Genomic DNA, 23,953 nt, shown 5'->3' with positions numbered 1-23,953 from the left:
AAGTTTGTTTGCAAAAAACCATCTATTAACGGTTTAATAGATTGGGTCGGTTGCACCACTAACTCCACATGCTCCAGGTGCCCACATACGGCGCATGTATCAAAGTATTCCCATAATTAATTATCCAATTGCGGAATAGATCTCAAGGCCTAAGACTGAAACATTTCTCATCAACCTAAGCCTATTATACAACGACCTTCTCCTAAATTCCACCAAAAAATTTGAAAAAAAACTGCTAGGTCATTGTTTTTTAGGAAAATGATACTAATGTATCCGCAATAGATAAGTAATTAGTAGGATGCTTACTTGTTGTTTTCCTGGTTTTTCTTCCATTTGCTGAATTCCAAAAATTCGCGAAACTGCTCCTTCGTTACTCCCGAATCCATCGCCTCTTTGACTAAATCCTGCCACTGGCTGTCCAGTTCTTCTTGCACTTTCGGCTGTTCTCCGTGCAGGATCAAGTCGAGCGGCACGTCAAGCGCAACCGCAATTTTTTCCAAAAATTGAATGGACGGATTTTTCTGAATATCTCTTTCCATATTGCTTAAATAAGATTTGGCGACTTCAGCCTTGGCAGCAAGCTCAGATAAGCTGAGTTTTTTTTCCAGCCGTAATCTTTGAATCCTTTTACCAATCACACTTATCATCTTCCTTTTTGCTTTATTCACCATGTTTACGCATATTATAGCAAAGTACCCCTGCCCAGACTATCGCTATATTTTCCAACCGCATACAATTTTCAGAAAAGAAAAAATGCATCTGCACAAAAATGGAGAAATAAAAGCGGTTAAACTTCTATTTGCCATTTAAGGAGATGCATTTCGAAGGCCTACCCCCGGTGTCCGGCGGGTTGCACAAAACAAACTTCGCCCGCCGGACTCTCAGCGCCGCCGTTCACTCGCCGGGGTTCGTCAAACGCCATTTGTTAAACTCAAGGAATTCTTTAAACTGGTGCTTGTTAATACCGGATGACATAGCTTCTTTAATAAGCTGATACCATTCCTGATCCAGTTCTGCGACATTCGTTTCCGGAGCTTCTTGATCAAGAAACCTGTCTACAGGCACCTTCAGAACGGAGGCGATTTTCTCGAGAAATTGTATCGACGGGTTCTTTTGAACATCACGTTCCAAATTGCTTATATATGATTTGGCCACGCCGGCCCGCTCTGCCAGCTCGGACAGAGACAATCCCTTTTCCTTGCGAAGCTGCTGTACTCGAGTTCCTATCATCAAGATCTTCCTTTTTTTAACGATGTAATATATTCCATGCTATCTGACAGCCGCTTTGTGCCGTAATGTGCTTTTCATGCAATCGATAACTCTCGTCTGCTCCTCTTCCATCATCCCGGATCCTGATGGCAAGCATAAGCCGGTGTTAAACAATTTCTCGGAAACACTTTCGTTCTCCGCATGCCGGTAATATGCCGCTCCCCCAAAAAGAGGCTGCAGATGAAGCGGTTTCCAAACCGGACGGGCTTCGATGTTTTCTGCTGTCATTGCTTCGAGTATGGATTTGACGCTTACGCCATGTTGTTCCTCATCCAGGGTGATCACGGTAAGCCATCGGTTCGACCTTGTGTTCTCCAATTCAGGCATAAATTGTATGCCCGGGATGCCGGATAGGCCCTGCCGGTACTTTTCGAAAATGGCTCTTCGAGCACTCACCCGCTCATCCAGTACGCCCAATTGCGCGCGCCCAATCCCTGCCAATACGTTGCTCATGCGATAATTAAAGCCAAGCTCCGAATGCTGGTAATGCACGGCCGCATCCCTGGCTTGAGTGGCCAAGAAACGCGCTTTTTGCAAATCATCCGGATCATTGGAAACAAGCATGCCTCCGCCGGACGTCGTAATAATTTTGTTTCCATTAAAGGAATAGATGCCGTACTTGCCGAAAGATCCGCTCGCTTGTCCTTTGTACGTCGAACCTAGCGACTCCGCTGCGTCTTCGATCACGGGAATATCGTATCGATTGCATAATGCAAGGATCTCGTCCATTTTCGCGCTTTGTCCGTATAAATTCACCACAATAATGGCCTTGGGCAGCTCTCCCTCACGGTCCGCATCCGCTAACGCGCGTTCCAACGCATCAGGCGACATGTTCCAGGTCTCAGGCTCCGAATCGATAAAGACGGGCACGGCTCCCTGGTAAATAATCGGGTTGGCGCTGGCTACGAATGTCAAGCTCGAGCAAAACACTTTGTCGCCCTGCTCCACGCCCAGCAACCGCAAAGCAAGATGAATGGCCGCGGTTCCGGAGCTTACGGCAGCTGCGCCGTTCATTCCGACATAGGCGGCAAGCTCGCTCTCAAAAGCATCGACATGCGGTCCTAGCGGAGCAATCCAGTTCGTTTCGAAGGCTTGGGCTATGTATGTTTGTTCCTGGCCGCTCATATGCGGAGCCGATAAATAGATTCTTTTTTTCTCCGATGTCACTTGCAACGCACCTTTCCTTCCAGCATGTTGAATTAAGATATATGAAATATAGTAATTTCCGGTCTGCAAAACATGCGGATCGGTAAAAAGCTGGTGCCGATCCCGCGGTTCACGTATAAAGGCATCCGCCTGTCTCCAATGGCGTACAATCCGTCTACATATTTTTGTCCAAGTTCCGGGGTGAAAAATGGCTTGGAGAACGGCTTGCGAATTTGGCCGCCATGCGAGTGTCCCGAGAATTGGGCGTTCACACCGAAACCGGAACAAATATCCGCAAGATCAGGCTCATGCGCCAGCAGCAAAACGCAATCTTGTTCCGACTTCCCTTGCAGCGTCTTCTCGATATCGAAGTGGCCGAACATATATTCATCCACACCTGCGATACATAAGCGCTGCCCATTTTCTTCGATATAGCCGTGCGCATTGATCAACACGCGAAAATTCGAATTTTGCAGCATCTGAACGGCTTGATCCCTCGCTGCATAATCGTGGTTCCCAAGGACAGCCCACTTTCCGCCGCGCGGCGCGCGCAGTTCCTGGAGCAAGGGCAGCACCGACGGCGACGGCGTTTCCAGCCACCCACGATCCAATAAATCGCCTGTAAAAAACAGAATGTCAGGCTGTAAATCGTTGATCATCCGCACGACCCGGCGGAACGATTCGCCATCGTAATGAAAGCCGAAATGCGTATCGCTGAATTGAACGATTTTCCAGCCCTTGAAGGCTTCGGGAAGCTTGCTGATCTTGAGATCCACCTTGCGTATCTGATACCAGAATCGCTCCCCAATGGCATCCGCGGTTCCCACTACGCCTGATCCGAGCAAAATCAATCCCGCTTTTTTCAAAAAACTTCGCCGGGATATCTTCTTTGGCTCAGTCATGTGCGGGCTCCGGTAGCTTGCCGATTACCTTCGCAGGAGTTCCCACGGCGGTGCTGTGCGGCGGTACCGGACGAATGACAGCAGCGCCTGCCCCAATCACGGACCATTCCCCGACCGTCATTCCCGGAATGACGGTTGCTCCCGCGCCTATCATAGCCCCTTCCGCTACCTTCACATCGCCGGTCAATGTTGCGCTAGGCGCAATATGAGCATAATCCCCGATGCGGTTGTCATGCTCGATGACAGCAGCCGTATTAACGATGGCATGGCGTCCGATTACAGCATCGGCCTGAATAACCGCATTCGCCATAACTACCGTTCCTTGGCCGATTTGAGCGCTCGGGCTGATCACCGCTGTCTTATGGACAAGGGTCAGGTAATATGCATCCGCTACATTCAGTCGCGAAACAACCGCTTGTCTAATTCTATTATTTCCGATAGCGATAATGAACTTCAGTTCTTCCAGTTTGCCCATCACCTGCTGCGCTGCAGAGACAGGACCTTTGAACACGCCGTCTTGCAGCGATAAATCATCATATTTATCATCAAGGAAGGCTCTTATGGTATAGCCCTCTCTCGCAAGTATCATATCGCGAATCACTTTGCCGTGCCCTCCCGCACCGACCACTGCGATGTCCAGCTCAACCACACCCTTCGCTAAGAGAGCTTCGTCCCCCTGAATTTCTCCATGGTGACATGATTATCTTGACTGACTCCTTCGGATTTAAACACTTTATAGAAAGTTAACATCATGATTTTCAAATCCAGGGCAAAGCTTCGATTCTCTACGTACCATACATCCAGCTTGAATTTGTCTTCCCATGAAATCGCATTCCTGCCGTTAACCTGAGCCCAGCCCGTGATCCCCGGCCTGACCAAATGCCGTTTGGCCTGTTCCTCGGTATAGAGCGGCAAATAGTCCATCAACAACGGCCTTGGGCCGACCAGGCTCAAATCGCCTTTGATCACGTTGACCAGCTGCGGCAATTCATCCAGACTAAATTTTCGCAAAATTTTGCCGAAAGGGGTTAGCCTCACTGCATCGGGCAGCAAGTTCCCTTCGCTGTCTCGCGCATCCGTCATAGAACGAAATTTATATAAGTAAAACGGCTTGCCGTGTAAACCGGGACGCTCCTGCTTAAATAGAACCGGCGTACCTAATTTGTTTCTGACCAGGACAAACAATACGGCGATCAATGGAGACAGCAGCAAAAGCATCGTGAAGGAAACCAATAAATCGAACAGCCTTTTCATCTTATCAACTCCTTTGCTTCTGAGCGGCACATCATATTACAAGTACAAGTATTTGCTGCCATAATAAATATTCAGGCTGATGACGCTCTCGTAATAGTAGTAAAGGAAATAAAAAACCATGATCAGATAATAAATAAATTTCTGATGTCTCGTGACGAACACCTTCACGACCCAAGGGATCAGAATAAGACTGTACAAGCCGAAATAGATGCTGAATCTCGCAAATATCCACTGCTGCGTCGCGATAAGCATAACGACAACATTCAGCAAGCACATATTGACGATGATATCGCTTTGCGGAAAAATGCTCCTCAGCTTATCTCTTCCGATAAAAGCAAGGACCAGCGGCGCAGCCGTCACAACAACCCGCAAAAAATTGGCGCCATGCGTTTCGAGATTTTGGTATTCGCTGTATTTCGTATCCTGGATCACCGTGAACAGAGCTTGTGAAAATTGGCCGAAGCCAAGCACGAATATGACCGCTATCGCCAGGAATATGTAAGTTTGGTACGTCCACGCTTTTCGCCTGACAATAAAATAAATGGGCACGAGAATAAGCGCGGATTGATGAATAGTCGCCGCCAAAAGAACGACGGCCATATACTTTTTCCAATTTCCGTCCAATATATATTTGGTTGCCGCAAAGAGCAGGGCAGCTGCAAGAAACTGCCTGATGCCGTTCATGGAAACCAGGAACATTCCGCTTGTAATGTATAGAAAGACACTCAGTTCAAACAATCTCGCATATTTATATAGAACAATCAGAATACATACATTTGTTAATAAGGCTACTACGAAGATCAGGAGCTGCGGATCAAGCGATATTTGCTGCAGCAGCATCTGAAATAAATTAAACCCGAAATCCGCGCTAAACAAGGCGCTGTACAAATTGAAGTGATTGGTGCGGTAAGAGTACATATAGAAAACCGTGTCGCCGATATTGTTTCTGAGACCGGAAACGAGAACTATAATGGCGATAACGATGAAAACAAGCATCCTGTTCGGCCTAATATAGACCGGACCTGTCGGGATCGGTTTAGCGACGAATCTGGCCAATAATGAAATCATATACACACTGCATAAAGTAATCCAAAATATCGTCATTCCGCGATCCCTCTCATGATGCAAGCAAAACGTTGCCGCATTTTTATGCAAGCGTCCTATTCTTGTTTTGAATATATACATAGAGCATTACGCCCAGCGGCGTCGCCAATAACGTCGTCCACTTGCAAGGCGATTCCAACAAATATTTGCGGTTGCGGATCATCAGATTGCTGGATACATAATGTACCGCCTCTCTGAATCTCTCCTTATAGGAAGTGGCGTATTGCATGGCGACTTTTCTGAAAAATGAAAAGCCCCGGGGATTTCTCACATATTGTTTGAGCATATTCAAACTGGAGCCGTCGGCCAAATATTCTACATGACATAGAATTTCATTCATGACCAGCAACGGGCACTCTTGATCGATGAGAACATATTTGTAGCTCAGCGGACAGTATTTCTCGCCCGGAAAAATCGGATACGGCGGGCATTTCCGGGTGAGCTCGGTCCGGTACACCAGCTTCTTATCTCCTCGAACCTTGTGCTTCGCATACAAATCGGTAAGCGTCGAAGCCTTTAGCCGTTCGGGCATCGGGGTTCCGATGATCGCTCCGTCCGGCGTCGCATCCAATCCGACAATTCCGGCGTATTGCTCGCTTCCGTGTTCTTTCCAAAAGGAAATAATGCTCTCCACTGCATTATCTGACATATAATCATCTGAATCAATACAAACATTAAGCTCTGTTTCGATTAGTTCGTAAGCGGCATTATGTGCGCCATGCATCCCCAAATTATTTTGATAATGATAGCGGATGTTAACGATGCCCTCGGAAATCCAGGAATGGACGAGCTCCTTGGTGTTATCCTGAGAGCCGTCATCGATGATGAGCCATATAAAATCTTTGCTCGTCTGTCTCGCTAAACTGGCGTAACAAAGATGGAGCGTATAGGCTCGGTTATACGTAGGTGTGAACACGGTTAAAGTGGGAACCACGATAATTAAACCTCCGGAACGTTACATGCTCTTATATTGCAAATAATAGTCTGCCAGCCATTTTGACATCGTTTGGGTGTCATAACCGTTCGCGCTTAATTGCCCCGAGGTATCCGCATGCTCATAGGAGGAGTCGAGAATCCGCTGCGCCCAGGTATCCGTCGATTCCTGCAGGCTTACAAAGCGGACGCGGCCGGTCACATCGGTTTCTTTGGTGATGGCATCCGACACCACGCAGTGCAATCCGGCAGCCTGCGCTTCCACCAGGACGACGGGCAGTCCTTCGAACAAGGATGGAAACAGAAACAAATCCATGCCTTGCATCAATTTTGGAATATCGCTTCGCACACCCAAAAATCGAACGCTGCCCGATAAACCCGACTGCTCCACTTTATTTTCGATCGAAGCCCGCAAATCACCGTCGCCTACCAATAACAGCAGCGCATCCGGGCGCTTTTTATGAACGGCTTTGAACACGTCAATGAGAAAGCTGTGATTCTTTTGTTTATTGAACCTTCCAATGTGGCCCAAGACCAACTGTTCTCCAATGCCCAGTTCGGCTCTTACCTGCTTGCGGGCCTCTTCATCGTATTTAAAGTCCGCCACGTTCACCGCATTATTGAGAACTGTAACTTTGGGGGCCGACTTCTCTCCGAACAACCACTCACCGGCTTTGCGCGAGCATGCGAAATATTGGCTGGGGTGATCTTTCATCGCATATCTGGCATACAAACGGAAAGGGAGCTTCAAATCGATGCCAAGATCGCTTAAATGGCTATGGGCGATTCGGCAAGGAATTCCGGCCTTATTGGCCGCCCGAAGCACGAAGCTGCTGTTCTCGTTAATGTGCGAGTGCACGACCCGATATTCGGGATGCTCCGCAAAGAAATGATCCAGCTTGCTAAAATAAAGCCGGTAATTGCCTGGCCTGATTTGCGGCATCCGAAAGATTTTGCCCCCAAGGCTCTCAATTTCTTGATCGTAATGCCCTTCCGAAGACCGGTGCACCATAAAATCAAATTGTATGCTGCTTCGGTCCATTTGCCGATAGTAATTCATCAGCATCGTTTCCAATCCGCCGCGGTTCATATGGGTCACTACCTGCAATACACGTATCGGTTCCATATATTCGCTCCTATCTAACCATCTTTCTAAGCTGTTCTATGGCTACAAGCATGAAGTAGTATGCAGGTGTAATACCATATTTCGCACAACCATAAAACACTCTCCAGACAGCTGAAAAATGCTTCATCTCCAATTGCCGAAAGGAACGCTTGACCCGCTCGTCGTTGACGATGAGGCGAAGCATGCGCATCTTCCGCCATACTGAGGCCTTATTGCCTTTGCTGATCGTATTCAGACCGAGCCCCAGGGTGTTTAAACAAATCCGGTTGTTCAGCGCAGCATGAAAATCCGCATTCAGTTTCTTCTCGATCAGCAAACTTTCGATCATCCCGTAGAGAGCAAACCATTTATGGTGCAAATCCGGTTTATACCCCGTTGTCAATGAACCGGCATTATCGCGCCAGTAGTGGTAGTAAGGTTTGTTCAGAAATACAAATGACTGAGCGTAATAGAAGGCGTGTATATTAAAAAGAGAATCCTCGTTCGTGCCGATCAGACTCAGGTCAACGAACCGCAGCTGCCGATCCTTGATAAGCTCGCTCCGGTACAGCTTTGACCAGACGGTGCCCCAGGCGTCCAGCAGCTCCGGACTTGCCACTTCTTCGGACAGCGGACCGACCAGACGTCTCATTACTTTCGCTTGAACGTCTTCATTGCGGTAACATACCTTCTCGGGAAGTTGGAACTCCTTCACTTTGGCATGCGTACCGAACTCCCGCATGTAGCCGCACATGACAATATCCGCTTTTTCGTCGATTGCGGTCGTATACATCCGCTCGTACATATCGGTATCCGCCCAGTCATCCGGGTCTACAAATCCGATGTAATCTCCCGCAGATGCCAGAATGCCGTCATTTCGCGCAGCGGAGACCCCTCCGTTCAGCTTCTCAATGACCACAATCCTGCTGTCCTTGCTTGCGTATTCGCTAAGGATAGCCCCGCTTCCGTCCGTCGAACCGTCGTTTACAGCTATGATCTCTATATCCGACAAGGTCTGGGCAAGCAGGCTATCGAGACACCGGCTCAAATAATTCTCCACATTATATATAGGCACGATGATACTGACTTTTGGAAACATCTGAATCCCCCAACATGTACCGGGCATATATTTCGCTTAACTCCGATCCGACTTGCGAAAGCGAGTATTGCTGCACCCGGAGCAAACTTTCAGCCTGCATTTGATTCCGCCGGTCCTTCGATCTCCAGAGCTCCAACAGCCGTTTAGCCATCAGTCCGAAGTCTTCATGCGGCACCACGTGACCGTTCACCGATTCTTGAACAAGTTCGGCATGGCCTCTGTTGTGACTGGCGACAACGGGCAACCCGCACGCCATGGCTTCCATAATATTCACAGGCAAGCCCTCGCGAATGCTGGAGGCGACAGCTATATCGCACACCGGCAAAATCCGATCGATATCTTCCCGATAGCCAAGAAATACGACTCTGTCCGATATCCCCAGCTTTGCGGCAAGCTCCCGGCATGCTTCCTGCAGCGGCCCTACTCCGGCGAGCAGCAGGTTCATGTTAGGCGCTTCGTCCTTGATAGCTCCTAACGCTTGTATGAGGAGCTGCTGGTTCTTATTTTTATTAAACTCTGCTGCATAAAACATCAGGAAGTCATCCGGGCGATAGCCCAGTTCCAGCCTCATTTCCCGCTTCTTCTCTTCTGCCGCCGGTTTAAACCGCTCCGTGTTCACGCCTACGCCATGAACATGCTCTATTCGCTTGGCCTTAAAGCGATGGTCCACCGCCAATGTATAATCTTCTCCATTGATCGTAATCAAGCAATCGGTCACTTTTGCGAGCATCTTTTCGATCGGGTAATAGATCAGCCAGTTGAGGAGAGGCGCTCCTTTGCAAAAATGAAAGCCGTGCGCCGTGTACAGCACATTCGTGCCGATATTCCTTCTGGCGGCACTTGCAGCCAGGCGGGCAAGCACGCCTCCTACAGGAGTGTGGCAATGTACGATGTCGTATTTTTGATTATCGATGATAGCCTTGAGCTCGCGGTAAGCCTTCAAGTTCTGCCTCCGGAACGGAGAGCGGTGAATGGGAAGATCGTACTTCCGATCCACATGCGGAAGCTCCATGTTCCCGTGTGCGGCAACGTGCACCTCCCAGCCTTGCTCCTGAAACCATTTCATATGCGGCAAATGGAACGCCTTGAAATGATAATCCACAGTCGCAACAAACAATACTTTTCCAGCCATTGTCCCCATCCGTTCACAGTCCATAAAATTAGTTGCGCGCTGCTTCTTTGTCCATAACTTGAGTAAGGTAATCCAGCAAATGGCTTCGCAAATCTTCCCGCTGCAAGGCGAATTCGATGGTCGTTTGAATAAAGCCTAATTTCTCGCCCACATCATACCGAATCCCTTCGAACTCATAGGCGAAAACCGCTTCATGCCGGTTCAACTGCGCAATGGCATCGGTAAGCTGGATTTCACCGCCGGCCCCCGGCCCCTGATTTCCCAAAACCTCAAAAATCCGCGGACTTAAAATATAGCGTCCCATAATTGCCAGATTGGATGGCGCTGATCCCGCCTGCGGTTTCTCAACCAAGTTGCTGACGTTGTATATCCGTTCGTCCATCGCTTTCCCGTCTACAATTCCATATCTGGAGACTTCTTCATCCCTCACGTGCTTGACCCCGATGATGGAACCGTGATAGCGGTCATATTGTTCGATCATCTGCAAAAGGCAGGGCTTTTCCGCAGAGACGATGTCGTCTCCGAGCAGTACGGCAAACGGCTCATTGCCTATGAATTTACGCGCACACCAGATAGCATGCCCGAGACCTTTCGGCTCCTTCTGGCGGATATAATGAACATCTACCATATTGGAGGATTTTTGAACCTCGCTGAGCAATTCGTATTTCTTCTTTTCCAATAAATTTTGCTCCAATTCAAAAGAGTTATCGAAGTGATCCTCAATAGCTCTCTTGCCTTTGCCCGTTACGATGATAATATCTTCGATCCCCGACTCCACTGCTTCTTCGATAATGTATTGAATCGTCGGCTTATCTACGATAGGCAGCATTTCTTTGGGCATTGCCTTGGTCGCAGGCAGAAACCTTGTGCCTAACCCGGCTGCAGGAATGATCGCTTTTCTTACCTTCATTATGACTGTGAACCCCTCTTCTTCATTCAAATTACGGCAGATACAAGCTTGTTGCGTTCTACTTTGCCATTGGCTACGTCGAGCAGCAGATTTTTCAGCGTTTGGATGTCAAGAGTCGGGTAGATCTCGATGATTTCCTCAATCTCCGATATGAAGAGACCCGCCGTCTTGCCTATATAAATTTTGGGGAATACTTGTTGCTTATGAACCTCGTCTTCCGCTAACAGTTCCTCGTACAGCTTCTCGCCCGGCCTCATTCCATTAAACTCGATTCCGATATCCTCGATAGAGTTCCCGGACAGCTTGATCAGGTTTTTGGCCAAATCGACGATTTTGACCGGTTCGCCCATATCAAGGACGAAAATCTCCCCGCCCCTGGCCAAAGCTCCCGCTTGAATAACCAGCCTGGATGCTTCCGGGATCGTCATAAAGTAACGAACCATGTCAGGATGAGTGACCGTTACCGGCCCGCCATTTTGAATTTGTGTTTTGAATCTCGGGATCACACTGCCACGGCTGCCCAATACGTTGCCGAAGCGAACAGCGACGAACGTCGTGCTGCTAATCGTATCCATGTGCTGGACGATCATTTCCGCCAATCTCTTCGTAGCTCCCATCACGCTGGTCGGGTTAACCGCCTTATCGGTAGAGATCATAACGAATTTCCCTACGCCGCTCTGGCTTGCCGCCCTGGCGACATTCATAGTCCCGATGACATTGTTCTTGACCGCTTCCTCCGGATTGCGCTGCATCAACGGCACATGCTTATGCGCCGCGGCGTGATACACAACATCCGGCCGGTGGAACTGCATCACTTCAAGCATTTTTTTGGCGTCTTGGATATCCATGATTTCCGTATAAAACTTGATGTTCGTATGTGCAAACATTTCCTTCAGTTCTATTTCCGCCGAATAGATGCTGTTCTCGCCATGCCCCAATAAAACCAGCTTCTCCGGATGGAATTGGGCAATTTGACGGCAAATTTCGGAACCGATGGAACCGCCCGCCCCTGTTACCAGCACAACTTTGTCTTTTATGTATTCCGAGATACTGCCCATGTCCAATTCAACGGGCTCCCGGCCCAACAGATCTTCGACCTGTACATCCCTGAACTTGCTAACCGATACCTTCCCTGTAACCAGGTCTTCCAGCATCGGAAGAATTTTGGTTTTGGCTTTTGTTTTCGCGCATTCCTGGAAAATGGCGTTGAGCTGTTTTTTGTTTAATGACGGGATGGCTATAATGATGTTGTCGATTTTCAATTCCTGAACGATCCGCTCAATTTGGCCCGTTCCGCCCACCACCGAAATTCCTAATATATCCAGGTTCTGTTTTTTCGGATTATCGTCAATAAATGCGATCGGCTTCAATTCCGAATCGTTGTTCTGAATTAATTGTCTCGCTACCATAGTCCCTGCGGCCCCGGCCCCGACGATCAGCGTCCGTTTTTTACTGTCATCCTGCCTGATATAAGTATCGCGGAACATTCTCCAACCGAAGCGCGAGCCCCCGATCAAAAGCATATGCAGCATCCAGGTCACGCCCAGCAAGCGAAGGAAAGTCGTATCCAGCATTATGAGTTGTACGAATCCCGTAACCAGAATCGAAAAGGTCACTGCCTTCAAAATAATGAGCAGTTCTCCGACACTCGCGTATTCCCACGCTTTTTTGTACAACTTGTACACAAATGAGAAAAAATGATGGCTTAGCAGCAGTACGAGCGCGCTAATGATGATGGGTACCGTGATCACATGGACCGTGGCGTTCACCAGAAAACTGCTGAAGAAGACAGCGGTTAACACGATCAACGAATCCAAGGAGATTAATAATGAATACCTCTGGCGATATGTCAAACGATTTCACCCTTTCGGATCATTTTAAAACTATTTAATCGTTGCCATTCTTTATAAAGAACAGCAAAGGCAAAAAAAATATGGAAAACAGGTATACGATTTCTTTAAAACGGATCATAGCAGAGCATTTTTTGAAAAATACCGTACGATGAGCGGAGTACAGAAGTGCCGCGGCGAACTTTCACATCAGTTACAGTTCAATTGTAGTTCTTTATAAAGAACATGTCAATTCATAAATTAACCGTGAGTTCGGACACTTAGTTATCACGCTTTAAGCAGATGATGAATCTTGCTTGCGAGGCGATCCATTTTCCAGCTGAAATAATGTTTCTTTTCAAACCTGTGGCCGTCAACGGCTATTAGCCACTTATTGTCATTGATTTTTAATTGGTCGATATGATGCATGCCGTCTTTTCTCCAGTCATTCTCCTTATTCGTGCCGCTTAAAACCGTATCGATCCGCTCTTCCGCAAAATCGTCTTCCGTAAGAGTTGTGATTTTAAACAGATTAACCGAATGCCCATAGTAAGGCTCGCCTTGCTGCGTATACCTGTAGATCGCATTGTTATCCACAATGACTCTTCCGCCCGGACGAGTAATACCTATGTCGCTTTTAATCAGGGGGCTTTTCTTATGCTCTTTCCAATCTCCTTCGAGATTTTGCGAATGAAATAAATGTAAGTGCCCATCTATGCCGGCCAGCATCCACCACATCTCTCGATATCGGAATATGGAAGGGTCCGCATATTTACTATGCAGCAGCTCATGAGCGATCTCCCACTCATACGGAAAGTTTGTTGCTCTGTATAACAGCACCTTGGTCGCGGCAATCGATTCCGGCAGCATATAAATTTCGCCTTGAAACGCAAACACTTGCGGATAGGATAAGTGAAACTTTTCCGCTAATACGATTTTCTCGTAAGTCCAGTTCTCTCCGTCCGTGCTTGTGGCTAAGCCTATTTCTCCTTTTTCAGTGGCCTTATTGTACACTTCAAAGAACAAGTAAATGGTAGAGCCGTGTTTGTATAAGAACGGATCCGCGACTAATTCCGCAGCTGCATCGGTAATATCCGAAGCTTGCAAAGTCGGCCGGCTTAATTTTTCGTCCATTGGAGCGTCCTGGATAAAGTTATCGGAGCTAAATACACGGATCGACCATATGTGCGAATCCATAACCCGGTTGTATCTTTTCACGAGCAGCATCGTCATTCCGACAGCTACAATTGCGATCAAACATTGAACCATGAGCAACCCTCCTTTAATGTATGATATGGATGAATCAGGAAGACATCTTCTCTACTTTCCTCTTTTTACCCAACTGCGCGGCTTTCTCAAACACCATGCCGGTCATCCGCCTGGCGATCGTCCATATATACACAAACTCTCCCGTTTTACGAAAAATAGCTACATAAATGAGGTTCGGCACAACAAATGCGACCGCACCGGTCAGTATTAGCTTCCACAAGTTATCCGGAGCAATCATCCGGCAAATCAGACTCGTCCCAACGCAGGTTCCTAATCCAATAACCACATAGAAGAAATAGGTTGCAAAATACGTTCGTAACGGTTTGTTAAATACCTTCTTATAGACAAGATACGGAGTTGTCCATACGGGAATGACCAGAGCGCTGATCAGCGTCCCCAGAAATACACCGATAATCCCCCAGTACTGCACCAGCCAAATGGAGAATCCGAGATTTACAGCAGCTTGGCATAAAGGCGCATAACGATCCTCATGAAAAATACCGGCGGTCGTTTTCACCGTTGTAATGGAATTTCTCATGCCTCTCTCATAAAATGTAACCATAAGAACGATCAGCACCGCGTGGTCCATAATAAATGAAGGGCCTATCCACAGCGAAATAAAAGGCTCCGAAATCACATAGAGGAATATCGCGAAAAACGAATACAGCCAGAAATTCACCAACCAGTATACTTTATACACTTGATAAACTTTATCCTGGCTTTCCTTGGCCACCAAATTTCCCACGCTGTGGTATATATTGTTGAATATCTGATTAATGAACGTTCTGCATATTTCGATGAGCATATTGTAGTTGGAATACAAGCCTACGGCCGCTACGCTGACAAAAGACGAAATAATAATATTGTCCGTGCCGAAAATTAAATAAGCGCCGATATTTTGCAGCAGGATTGCTTTAATATTTTTAGTGATGCTCCTCTTGATCTCAGGGTCCAGTCCCTCTCTTGTTTTCTCTTTCAGGAACGGGTATCTCCGATCAACGAGCATGAACATAATGAACCCGTTGGCAATCGTAATCACACTATCGATAACCAGATATAAGATGTAATTTTGCGTGAATTGCAAAAGAACGATTTTCAGAAGCATCGAAAGGATCGAGGAGATCGAATAGATTCCGGTGATGATGTAACCCTTTTGATTTACGTTTAAGAACGAGCTTTTATATTGAAAAAAATAAGGCGCAACCGTGTTGATCAGAAAAATCAGGTAGATCCAATGCAGGTTGGCTACATTCGCATCTTTGACGAATAGATGAAGGAACGGCATCAATCCCAGACCCAGCAGCAGGATGACTAGCGCTATGATCCGGTATGCTTGTTTGTACAAATGCATGAGAGCCTTAATTTTTTCTTTGTCGTTATCCGCAACAGGTTTATACAAGCTGTATATAATGCTCGATCCAAATCCGGCCTCAGCCAAAGAAAGCATAGCCAAGATGCTCGTAAACAACCCGTTCACACCCAAATAATCTAAACCAAGGGTATGGATAAACACTGTCCTCGAAAAAAAACTAAGTATCGTAATCAGCAGCTGACTACCTAACCCGGCACTTATATTGAGTATGGAATGTTGTATTCTCATGTTAACTCCCACTGTTGGCTGCTTTTATTCAACATAACCTATTGTATTACGAAGCTCTCTGTACATGCTTTCCTTATCGGCAAGGGAAACCTTTCCGTTCAAAGTGAAGCTTTTGTCATACACTTTTGCCTGTCTCATTAGTTCGTTACTTTTTTCCAGATAGCTGTCAATCGCAGAAATGACTTTGGCAGGGTTACCGGCAACAATACTGTCTTCAGGTACCGATTTTGTAACGATACTCCCAGCCGCAACGATAGAATTCCTGCCAATTGTAACTCCAGGCATGATTAACGCTCTTGCACCTATAAATACATTATCTTCAATAGTTATACTTCCAAGCTTTGTAAAGTTAATTAACTTTTTAGTGCTGGCATCATGTGCCAATAAATAAGCCTCCGGAGCAATGGTGACGTTATTGCCGATCTGAATTAACCAACAATGGGAATAATCAAAAACAACACCTGGCTGAATAGCGCAGTTATCCCCTATTTTCATCCCCATTTTAATATAATCTTCCATCCACTTTTCTTCTAAAATAACTTTTCTTATTCTGGCCCTTAGAAAATTCATCATTTTCATTAGCATGAATGTACACTACCTTATATTTCATAATTTGTTCATCATACGAATACAGAAGCCCTGGGTGAACGGCAAAATATTAAACAACATGGAATACACGCCGATATCCTTCGTATCGCCTTGGGAGAAATCCACGGCTCCGTTTCGTCTCGTTACCTTCATCAGGTATCCGATCGCCCGGTCGGAGCTCTCCGAACAGTCCTCCGAAATCGCTTCGATCTTTGCCGCGTTCAGCAAAAACCAGCCAAGCGTAGCCGTAGCCGAAGAATCCGGCCGGGATTCCGCTCTGGTAACCGTCCAATTCCAATTCCCGCCGGGTTGTTGGAACGAAATAACGGCTTTGGCGAATCTCTGTACACTTCCCTCCAATACGGACTTATAGGCATGGTCTTCGGGAAGCTCGTTCCACGCATCGATTAAGCCGATGGCGAACCACCCCAGTCCTCTTCCCCATCCGTACAGTCCAAGAGGCGCCTTGTTGTCGATCTGGTAAGCATGACAAGGTATAAAGTGCCCGTCCAGCATTCCGTATTGCTCATACGCCTGGATTTGCTTAACGGCCAAGTCTACACACTCTTCCTTGTCGTACCTGAGCCCATAAGCGATGAGAAAAGGGCATATAAACCCGATCGTGTCCACATACCGGTAGCTCTGCATAGCTTTTCGATAAGCAGCAGTCCCATCTTTGCCGATATGCTCCCTGATCAACTCCCAAGTGGCGTCCAAAGCCGGCTTGTAGACATCGATGTCGATAAATTCGAGCTTCATGACCGCGTAAGCGAGAATAGCTCCATCCACATGTACAGGCTTGTTCACCCATTGGCCGTCCCGGTCGAATTTTTGCTGCAGATACGATTGAATGCTCCTCTTAGCTTGCGCATCGTCATGATGCCGTACATATTCGGCTAAGCCAAGAAGCAATGACGCTTCCTGCCAGTGCTGAATGGCACTGCTGGAATAATTGCCTTTGATCATATCGATAGCGACTAATCTTGTATTGTCGGTCACCTTCATCTTCGGCGTATTTGTCAGCCACTTCATGCCGGTTGCCGTAATCGCTTGATTCCACCGCCGCTTGTCGTCATACCGCCCAATATGGATTCGGCTTAGCCAATCCGTGCCGATAGGAATCAAATCCACCAATAAAATGAGTATAAGGATGCCAAGCGCAGCCCAGCCTGCTATATGAATCATCGTCGTTATGTCCTCTCTACACTACTCCACAAATGCGTACAATTTGCCGATCTCCGCTTCCGTCCCCAGCTTCTCCATGGACAGATTGCGGATCAGCCCGCTTCTCAGAGCCTCATCATCCAACAGTCTTTTGATACCGTGAGACACTGCTGCGGCGTTCATTTCTACAATCCATCCGTTGACCTCATGTACAATCTGATCTTTTACCGTACTGTAATTCGTAACGACAATCGGTTTGTGCAAGATTTTCGCTTCATCCAAGGCAATGGATTTCCCCTCGAACCGGGAGGGCTGCACGTAAATATCCGCTTCCCTTATGTATGGATACGGATTTTCGCGAATGCCCAACAGAATGACGTTGTGCTGCAGCTGCCGGTCGGCAATCATCGCCTCAAGCTTGGCCCGATCTTCGCCCTCCCCGATAATATACCAGGTAACCTTGTACCCGGATTGAACCAAGTCTTTGCACGCGTCGATGGCCAGCTCGAATCCTTTCTGGTAAACAAGCCTGCCAACCGAAACCAGCTTCACGCCGTCTGCAGCCATTTCAGCCCGTTCGGATGCCATGTTATGAATCATTTTAGGAGATACGATGTTGTGCATCACTTCAATTTTGTCCTGAAACTCAGGGAATCTATGCTTTAGTACTGCGGCACATTGCTCGGATACTGTAACGATATGATCCAATTGGGAAAAATACGCGCTATCCATGTCCGGGTCCATTCCTAATTTGTCATAATCGTTGTGGATAAACCCTATTTTTTTACTTGCAATGACCTTGTCCACGCAATAATAAATCGGATTCTTTTCCAAATAGGCAATCGCTGCATCGTATCTCTTGTTAACGGCTTGCATCGATCTGGCAATGTAGGCCCAAGCCCGTTGATCAACTTTGGCCCGGTTGCGTTCATTTCTGAAAATATAACTTACACAAAATCTGGAGAACGCAATAGAGAAACGGCCTTTCTTCAAACAATCGGCTGCCGCTTTCTTCAACGGCATGTCAAAATATTGATATTCCTCGGGCTCTTCCAATATATGAACCTGTTTAGGTATGCTGTTGAAAAATAGGCCCTGGTGTTTAAACAGGAACAGATCCACCTCATAGCTCGCATAGTCGATTGTTTCCAATAAGGAAATTAACGCCTTCTCCGCTCCGCCGCAATCCAGGTTGTTAATAATAAACAGCAGTCTTTTTTTCACAAGCTACCACCTAATTGATTATTTCGTACAATTTACGAATTTCTTCTTCGGTCCCCAGCTTTTGTTTGCTAAGAGTGTCCACCAGCCGTTCCTTCATCGCCTTGTCTTTGATAAGCGTCTCAATGCCTTCGCATAATCCGTCTTCGCTTAATTCCACAATGAGCCCGTCGGTGCCATGCTGGATTTGATCTTTTGCCGTTTCAAAGCCGGTGACGACAATCGGTTTCCGAAGAATTTTGGCCTCGTCTATGGCAATCGACTTCCCTTCATATCGGGACGGCTGAACGTAAATATCGGACGCCTTGATATACGGATAAGGGTTCTCTTTGATACCCAGCAATTTGAAATGAGGTTCCAAGCCATGGGTTGCGATTAACTGCTCCAATTGTTCCCGTTCGCCGCCCTCGCCAAGCACGTACCATTGTACGGAATAACCCTTGCTTATCAACAATCTGCATGACTCGATCGCCAGATCAATGCCTTTTTCATTGCTTAATCTGGCGACCGTAACGATTTTCGTGCATTTCGCATCGGTCACCATTTCGACAGGCGTATCGTTTTGCGACAATTGATTGATGATGGAAGGGGACACGATATTGTAAATGACTTTCACTCTGTTTTGTAAATGGGAAAAATGAAACACCAGCGATTTGGCGCATTCTTCGGATACGGTAACGAGATAATCCAGGCGGGAGAAATACGGCGTGTCGAATTCCCCGTCCATCCCTGAGGTGGAGTAATTCGTATGAATCCAGCCGATCTTTTTCTTCGCCCGCACCTTCTCTACAACAAAATAAATAGAGGATTTCTCCAAATATCCGATTGCAGCGTCGTACTCTTTATCTAACACATCCAAAGATCTACTATAATATTTCCAGGTGTTTTGCTCGGAGATCGCTTGATCCTTGATCATACGATTCTTCAAGCTGAACATGAATCTGGAGTACGCCAGATCCACCCGCCCTTTCAATATAAATCTGCCCAACGAGCTCTTTAACCCGTCCGAAAAAATCCGGTGATTCTCAGGCATGTCGAGCAGGTTCACTTCTTTGGGCAAAGAATGAATAAACACGCCGGATCTATTGAACAGGACCAGGTCTACACGATACTCGCCGTAATCGATTTGGGATAACAGATTGACAAGACTCTTTTCCCCGCCGCCTGCGGATAAGTCAGGCATAACAAATAGCAAATGCTTCTCACGCTTCATCATTCGTCTCATCTCAAACGGCTTTGACTAGCTCGTTCAAATATTCAACCGCTTTGTAGGACATCTTCTTAATCTGCGGGATCGCTTGCTTCAGCTTTTCTTTAATCGCCTGCTCCTCGCTGAACATTTCATTAAACTTGGCGATGAGTTTGCTGCCTGTCGCGATTTCCTCGATCCCCAGAACCAGCTTCTCTTCGCCGAATAAATCTTTGGCAATGCCCTTCGATTTCACACTGTAGCCGAGCACCATCGTCGGAACATAATTGGAATACGCAGCGATCGTAGCGTGTGTCCTGGCTCCGATAAAGAACCTCATTCTGGCGATGTATCCTTTGTACTGGATGGCATTTAAGTTATTCGGCAGCAGAATGACCCGGCCGGTATCCTTGAATTCGCCGTAGTAGCTTTTTAGAACTTCGTAATCATCGTTCCCCGCTTCGATGACATGCGGCGTAAGCGCAATGGTCGAATCAGTCGTATGCAAGATGTGGGAAATCAATTCCCTTACGGCGACTTGCGAATCTTTATTTCGCTTCCAGACGAGCGGACTGAAGTTGAGCCCGATGGTGTTGCCTTCCTGCCAACCTTCAGGCAGAGCCAGTTCCTCTTTTTCCATCGTAAACGCGGCATCCGCGCACAATTTGACATTCGTTAGCCCGTGGCTCCTTAACAGCTCATACGTAAGGGTTTCGCGGGCAAGAATGAGGTCGAACAACCGCAAATCCTGCAATTTTCTTTCCGACAAATCTTCAGCCCCGATTGAGCAGCCCCACAGAACCAATTTCTTCCCTTGCGCCTTGACCCTCCTGTCGATCTCATACCATCCAGGCTGTTCGCCATAGCAATAATTGTCCCCGCCGATCGATAAACATACGTCCATATGGTCTATATGTTTAATGATTTTGTTGTGGATTCTGCCCAAGGCATACGATTCATCATTAAAAAACTTCACCTTAAGTGAAGATAGCAACCAGTCATATGAATACTTTTTAATGCTTTGCGGCGATCCGTCGTAGATGCCGTCCAACGTCTCGATGACCCGATCGGTTTCAGGCTTTCCCGAAGCCAGGTACACCTGCACCCCCTGGATTTGTTCCTTAATAAGCGAAGTAGAGGAGCGCACGATGGCCTCGCAGCCTCTATTCAAACTCCCGTCATGGGCAAACATCATAATTTTCATTATCCGATCCCCCTCGTTATTTATTCCTCAGTCTGCTGTATGCGGTAGCGCAGTAAAGGCCAAACGTCGATTTCCGTTTCATCAACTCCACAATATACTTATCGTAACGCCCTTGCCTGCCGGACATTTCGCGAATATATGCAGGCAGAGCCTCTCTAACGTGCACATTGTGTATCATTTTCTTTACCAAGGCATACCTTTTGCCGAATCCCACCTCCGGAGAGGTAAAATATATATAAATATAGGACATGACACTATGGATCAATTTGATCGATTGCAGCCGCCGGATTTCGTCCTTTTCCAGGGTACCGCCGATGACCCGGGTCAAATCCAATGCATATACATCAAGCGCCCGCTGAAAATAATCTTTTTGCAAAATGTTTCTCGTAGCGCTCCCCGCCACCTCCCGGTAATGGTATCCGGTGTAGTCTATGTATTGAACCGCCGCGGCGCTTCTGAAGAACTCCAGGTTAAACATGCCGTCTTCCCCCAGCGCAACGCCTTTCGGAAATTTCACCCGCCGGCTGCGCAGAACCTCTCCCTTATAAAGCTTGCTGCAAACCGTATTCAAATCGTCATGCTTGATAAAATAAGGCAGAATCTCCCGGGCAATGTAATCTTCCCTTAAAACAGTGCTCGCAGGAAACGGATATCGCGTAACCACTTGATGACCGCTCAACTCACTCTCAAAATTGGAGATGATCGCATCGCAGCCGCTTCGTCTTGCTGTGTCGTACAACAGCTCGAACATATCGGACTCAATGTAGTCATCTGCGTCGACGAACCCCACATACTCCCCGACCGCGCGCTCCAAGCCGGCATTCCTTGCCATGCTCACGCCCTGGTTCTCTTGATCGATCAGCTTGATTCTATGATCTTGTTGCATATACCGCTCGATGGCAGCACGGCTGTTGTCCCGGGAGCCGTCATTTACGAAAATAAATTCACATTCGCGCAATGTCTGCTCAAGGAGCGATTCCATACATGGGACGATGTAGCGCTCAGCGTTATAAACAGGAACGATTACACTAACTTTGACACTCATGACTTAAGCTCCCATCAATCGATACAGCTTTTCCAACTCGTCGCTATTACTATGATCTTGGGCTTCCAAATGGTCTGATAACGCTTTTCTTAACTCGCGGTTCTTGTACAGTCCTTCAATGCCATCCGCGATCCCCTCTTCGCTCAACCCGCAAACAACCCCGTCAACGCCGTCCTCGATCTGGCTCGCAGCCGTCGAGTAATTGGTAATTAAGACCGGCTTGCCTAAAATTTTGGCCTCGGTCACGGTGACGGCTTTCCCTTCATAGCGCGAAGGCTGGACGTAGAGATCGCAATCCTTCATATAAGGATAGGGATTCGTCCTTTTCCCCAGCAAAACAAAGCTGCCGGAGAGGCCGTTCCGCTCGATTAGTTCTTTCAGCATAGCCTCATCTCCGCCATATCCGACGACATACCAGGCAATTTGGCCGCCGTAACCCCTGTCGTGCAAAATCTTCAATGCCCGCACGGCTTGATCGATTCCTTTTGCATTCGATAGCCTGGCTACTGTGACAAGCTTGAACCGATGATCCGGAGCGATCGAATCCTCTGCTTTGTGCAGCGACATACGCTTAACAAACGCAGGGGAGGTTATGTTTTCGATGACGCTAACTTTGGTTTTCAGCGTAGGGTACTTAACCAAAAAAGATTGCTTGCAGGCTTCCGACACCGCAATAATATGATGAAATTGGTCCCATATTTTGAGGTCCATGCCGACGTTCGTCTCCACAGTCGAATAGTCCGTGTGGATCCAGGCGATCTTCGTCCGCGCTTTCACCTTTGCAGCGACAAAGTCATGCGGCCACAGATAGCTGATCGCGATATCGTACTCTTTGTCCGCCTTGGGCAAAAAGGGCAGGGCGTATTTCCACATGAGCTGCATTTGGTAATAGCCCGGTTCCGCGATCCCTTTCCTTCTGCCCATGTACGTGGCCGCCAGCTTGGAAACGATTCTGGATGCGCCGATCACGTATTGCCTCTCCCTCACAATCTCGCCAATCGACTTTCTGAAGGTTGTGTAGGAAGAGACTTCGTCCAGCAATCTGGCTTGGGATGGAATCATCCCCATAAAATCGCCCTGATGCCGGTACAGCATCAAATCGACGGCATACTTGTCATAGTCGAAATTTTCAAGCATACTGATCAGGCTTCGTTCCACCCCGCCGACTTCCATGTCGTAGGATGCGATTAATATATTTTTCATGACTGTGCTCCTATGCTTTTGTCACTAATTTGCGAATTCGCGCTATGTTGTCTCCGCCAATAATTTTGGCTGCCAAATGCTTGAGATTGCTCTTCAATCTGACTTTAGGCGGCAGCCAGCTTTTATGAAAATAGTGCATCGCATAGGTTTGTTCCGTGATGAATTTTCTACAATTAATGTAATCGTAAGGAGAAAAATAAGTCTGGGGATAAAAGGCGCCAATGTCCTTGATTTCTTGGTATTCCCCATTGAGCTGAAGCCCCTTGCTTCGGAGAATTTCAGTAATCATCGCCACATTCGTTAAATCGTTGTAGCTCCCGTCTTCTCTCTTGAAATCAATGCCTTCATAGGAGTCGACAAATTGCTTTAACAACAGGTTGCCCTTTGCAGCCCCGATCGTGCTCGTCGCAATGTAGTTTTCCTGCTCGAATCCCCAGAACGAATCGTGATGCAGCAAATCGTCAAAAGGCTTGTACACCTCAACATCGGTATCCAAATAAATGCCGCCATAGTGATACAGGGCGCTGGCCCTGGCGTAATCGCTGACAAAAGCGAATTTCCGGGCTTCATAAGCCCCTTGAACGTATGAATTGCATCGAACGTCGAAGTTATGTTCATTCCATTCGATAAATTCATACCCCGGCAGGTTACGTTTCCAGCTGTCCATGCACCGCTTGACGATATCTGGCTTTTCATTACCGCCAAACCAACAATAGTGAATCGTTTTGGGAATGATATTCAACGGAAAGCTCCCCCTAAGAACTAATCAATCGTTCTCCACAGAGAA

General features: G+C 47.3%; 23 protein-coding genes and 1 riboswitch. All 23 genes read right to left on the bottom strand.

The genetic code is table 11. The features are described from left to right. Nucleotides 1-35: 35 nt before the first annotated feature. Nucleotides 36-119, bottom strand: a riboswitch (cyclic di-GMP riboswitch). A 183-nt stretch (nt 120-302) separates the two neighbouring features. The 23 genes from AC6RNO_RS07430 to AC6RNO_RS07320 all read right to left on the bottom strand — a co-directional run bounded on the left by AC6RNO_RS07430 (nt 303) and on the right by AC6RNO_RS07320 (nt 23,908). Then, entirely contained in the window at nt 303-638 is a 336-nt protein-coding gene (locus AC6RNO_RS07430; RefSeq protein WP_474682652.1) for a helix-turn-helix domain-containing protein, read from the bottom strand. Between the two features lie 256 nt (nt 639-894). Beyond that, a complete protein-coding gene (locus AC6RNO_RS07425; RefSeq protein WP_474682653.1) occupies nt 895-1,230 on the bottom strand; it encodes a helix-turn-helix domain-containing protein in 336 nt (111 codons plus the stop codon). 39 nt (nt 1,231-1,269) lie between these two features. After that, a complete protein-coding gene (locus AC6RNO_RS07420; RefSeq protein WP_497105154.1) occupies nt 1,270-2,394 on the bottom strand; it encodes an aminotransferase class I/II-fold pyridoxal phosphate-dependent enzyme in 1,125 nt (374 codons plus the stop codon). A 74-nt stretch (nt 2,395-2,468) separates the two neighbouring features. Beyond that, nucleotides 2,469-3,317, bottom strand: a complete 849-nt coding sequence (locus tag AC6RNO_RS07415; protein ID WP_497105081.1) for a metallophosphoesterase — start codon at nt 3,315-3,317, stop codon at nt 2,469-2,471. Beyond that, nucleotides 3,310-3,957 (bottom strand): NeuD/PglB/VioB family sugar acetyltransferase, encoded by a 648-nt coding sequence (locus AC6RNO_RS07410; protein ID WP_497105153.1) that lies wholly within the window; start codon nt 3,955-3,957, stop codon nt 3,310-3,312. The genes AC6RNO_RS07415 and AC6RNO_RS07410 overlap by 8 nt, the downstream gene beginning before the upstream one ends. Before the next feature lie 17 nt (nt 3,958-3,974). Further along, complete coding sequence (locus tag AC6RNO_RS07405) at nt 3,975-4,571, bottom strand: sugar transferase (protein ID WP_488435854.1); 597 nt, start codon at nt 4,569-4,571, stop codon at nt 3,975-3,977. A gap of 36 nt (nt 4,572-4,607) precedes the next feature. Further along, nucleotides 4,608-5,675, bottom strand: coding sequence for an EpsG family protein (locus AC6RNO_RS07400; protein ID WP_474682656.1), 1,068 nt, complete (start codon nt 5,673-5,675; stop codon nt 4,608-4,610). Nucleotides 5,676-5,718: 43 nt separating this feature from the next. Then, nucleotides 5,719-6,609 carry a glycosyltransferase family 2 protein gene (locus AC6RNO_RS07395; RefSeq protein ID WP_488435852.1) on the bottom strand — a complete coding sequence of 297 codons (891 nt, stop codon included), beginning with the start codon at nt 6,607-6,609 and terminating at the stop codon, nt 5,719-5,721. 21 nt (nt 6,610-6,630) lie between these two features. Beyond that, complete coding sequence (locus AC6RNO_RS07390) at nt 6,631-7,734, bottom strand: glycosyltransferase (protein ID WP_497105080.1); 1,104 nt, start codon at nt 7,732-7,734, stop codon at nt 6,631-6,633. 10 nt (nt 7,735-7,744) lie between these two features. After that, entirely contained in the window at nt 7,745-8,812 is a 1,068-nt protein-coding gene (locus AC6RNO_RS07385) for a glycosyltransferase (RefSeq protein WP_474682659.1), read from the bottom strand. Further along, the gene (locus AC6RNO_RS07380) at nt 8,775-9,944 is read right to left on the bottom strand and encodes a glycosyltransferase (protein WP_497105079.1); all 1,170 of its coding nucleotides are present in this window, start codon (nt 9,942-9,944) and stop codon (nt 8,775-8,777) included. The genes AC6RNO_RS07385 and AC6RNO_RS07380 overlap by 38 nt, the downstream gene beginning before the upstream one ends. Before the next feature lie 28 nt (nt 9,945-9,972). After that, nucleotides 9,973-10,857 (bottom strand): UTP--glucose-1-phosphate uridylyltransferase GalU, encoded by an 885-nt coding sequence (galU, locus tag AC6RNO_RS07375; protein WP_474682810.1) that lies wholly within the window; start codon nt 10,855-10,857, stop codon nt 9,973-9,975. 23 nt (nt 10,858-10,880) lie between these two features. Beyond that, nucleotides 10,881-12,707 (bottom strand): SDR family NAD(P)-dependent oxidoreductase, encoded by a 1,827-nt coding sequence (locus AC6RNO_RS07370; RefSeq protein ID WP_497105078.1) that lies wholly within the window; start codon nt 12,705-12,707, stop codon nt 10,881-10,883. 264 nt (nt 12,708-12,971) lie between these two features. Then, the gene (locus AC6RNO_RS07365; RefSeq protein WP_497105077.1) at nt 12,972-13,952 is read right to left on the bottom strand and encodes a glucosamine inositolphosphorylceramide transferase family protein; all 981 of its coding nucleotides are present in this window, start codon (nt 13,950-13,952) and stop codon (nt 12,972-12,974) included. A 34-nt stretch (nt 13,953-13,986) separates the two neighbouring features. Beyond that, nucleotides 13,987-15,552, bottom strand: coding sequence for a lipopolysaccharide biosynthesis protein (locus AC6RNO_RS07360; protein WP_497105076.1), 1,566 nt, complete (start codon nt 15,550-15,552; stop codon nt 13,987-13,989). A 24-nt stretch (nt 15,553-15,576) separates the two neighbouring features. Next, a complete protein-coding gene (locus AC6RNO_RS07355) occupies nt 15,577-16,137 on the bottom strand; it encodes a DapH/DapD/GlmU-related protein (protein WP_497105075.1) in 561 nt (186 codons plus the stop codon). 21 nt (nt 16,138-16,158) lie between these two features. Continuing rightward, nucleotides 16,159-17,325, bottom strand: a complete 1,167-nt coding sequence (locus AC6RNO_RS07350; RefSeq protein ID WP_497105074.1) for a glycoside hydrolase family 88 protein — start codon at nt 17,323-17,325, stop codon at nt 16,159-16,161. A gap of 21 nt (nt 17,326-17,346) precedes the next feature. Then, the gene (locus tag AC6RNO_RS07345; RefSeq protein ID WP_497105073.1) at nt 17,347-18,528 is read right to left on the bottom strand and encodes a glycosyltransferase; all 1,182 of its coding nucleotides are present in this window, start codon (nt 18,526-18,528) and stop codon (nt 17,347-17,349) included. Between the two features lie 10 nt (nt 18,529-18,538). Next, complete coding sequence (locus AC6RNO_RS07340) at nt 18,539-19,741, bottom strand: glycosyltransferase (protein WP_474682667.1); 1,203 nt, start codon at nt 19,739-19,741, stop codon at nt 18,539-18,541. A gap of 10 nt (nt 19,742-19,751) precedes the next feature. Then, the gene (locus AC6RNO_RS07335) at nt 19,752-20,918 is read right to left on the bottom strand and encodes a polysaccharide pyruvyl transferase family protein (protein ID WP_474682668.1); all 1,167 of its coding nucleotides are present in this window, start codon (nt 20,916-20,918) and stop codon (nt 19,752-19,754) included. 16 nt (nt 20,919-20,934) lie between these two features. Further along, nucleotides 20,935-21,963, bottom strand: coding sequence for a glycosyltransferase family 2 protein (locus AC6RNO_RS07330; protein ID WP_488435842.1), 1,029 nt, complete (start codon nt 21,961-21,963; stop codon nt 20,935-20,937). A 3-nt stretch (nt 21,964-21,966) separates the two neighbouring features. Beyond that, a complete protein-coding gene (locus tag AC6RNO_RS07325; protein WP_497105072.1) occupies nt 21,967-23,166 on the bottom strand; it encodes a glycosyltransferase in 1,200 nt (399 codons plus the stop codon). Between the two features lie 10 nt (nt 23,167-23,176). After that, on the bottom strand, nt 23,177-23,908 hold the full coding sequence (locus tag AC6RNO_RS07320; protein ID WP_497105071.1) for a glycosyltransferase: 732 nt from the start codon (nt 23,906-23,908) through the stop codon (nt 23,177-23,179). Nucleotides 23,909-23,953: the final 45 nt, after the last annotated feature.

The organism is Paenibacillus sp. sgz302190 (assembly GCF_059820445.1).
This window is presented reverse-complemented; position numbering and strand designations above follow the sequence as displayed.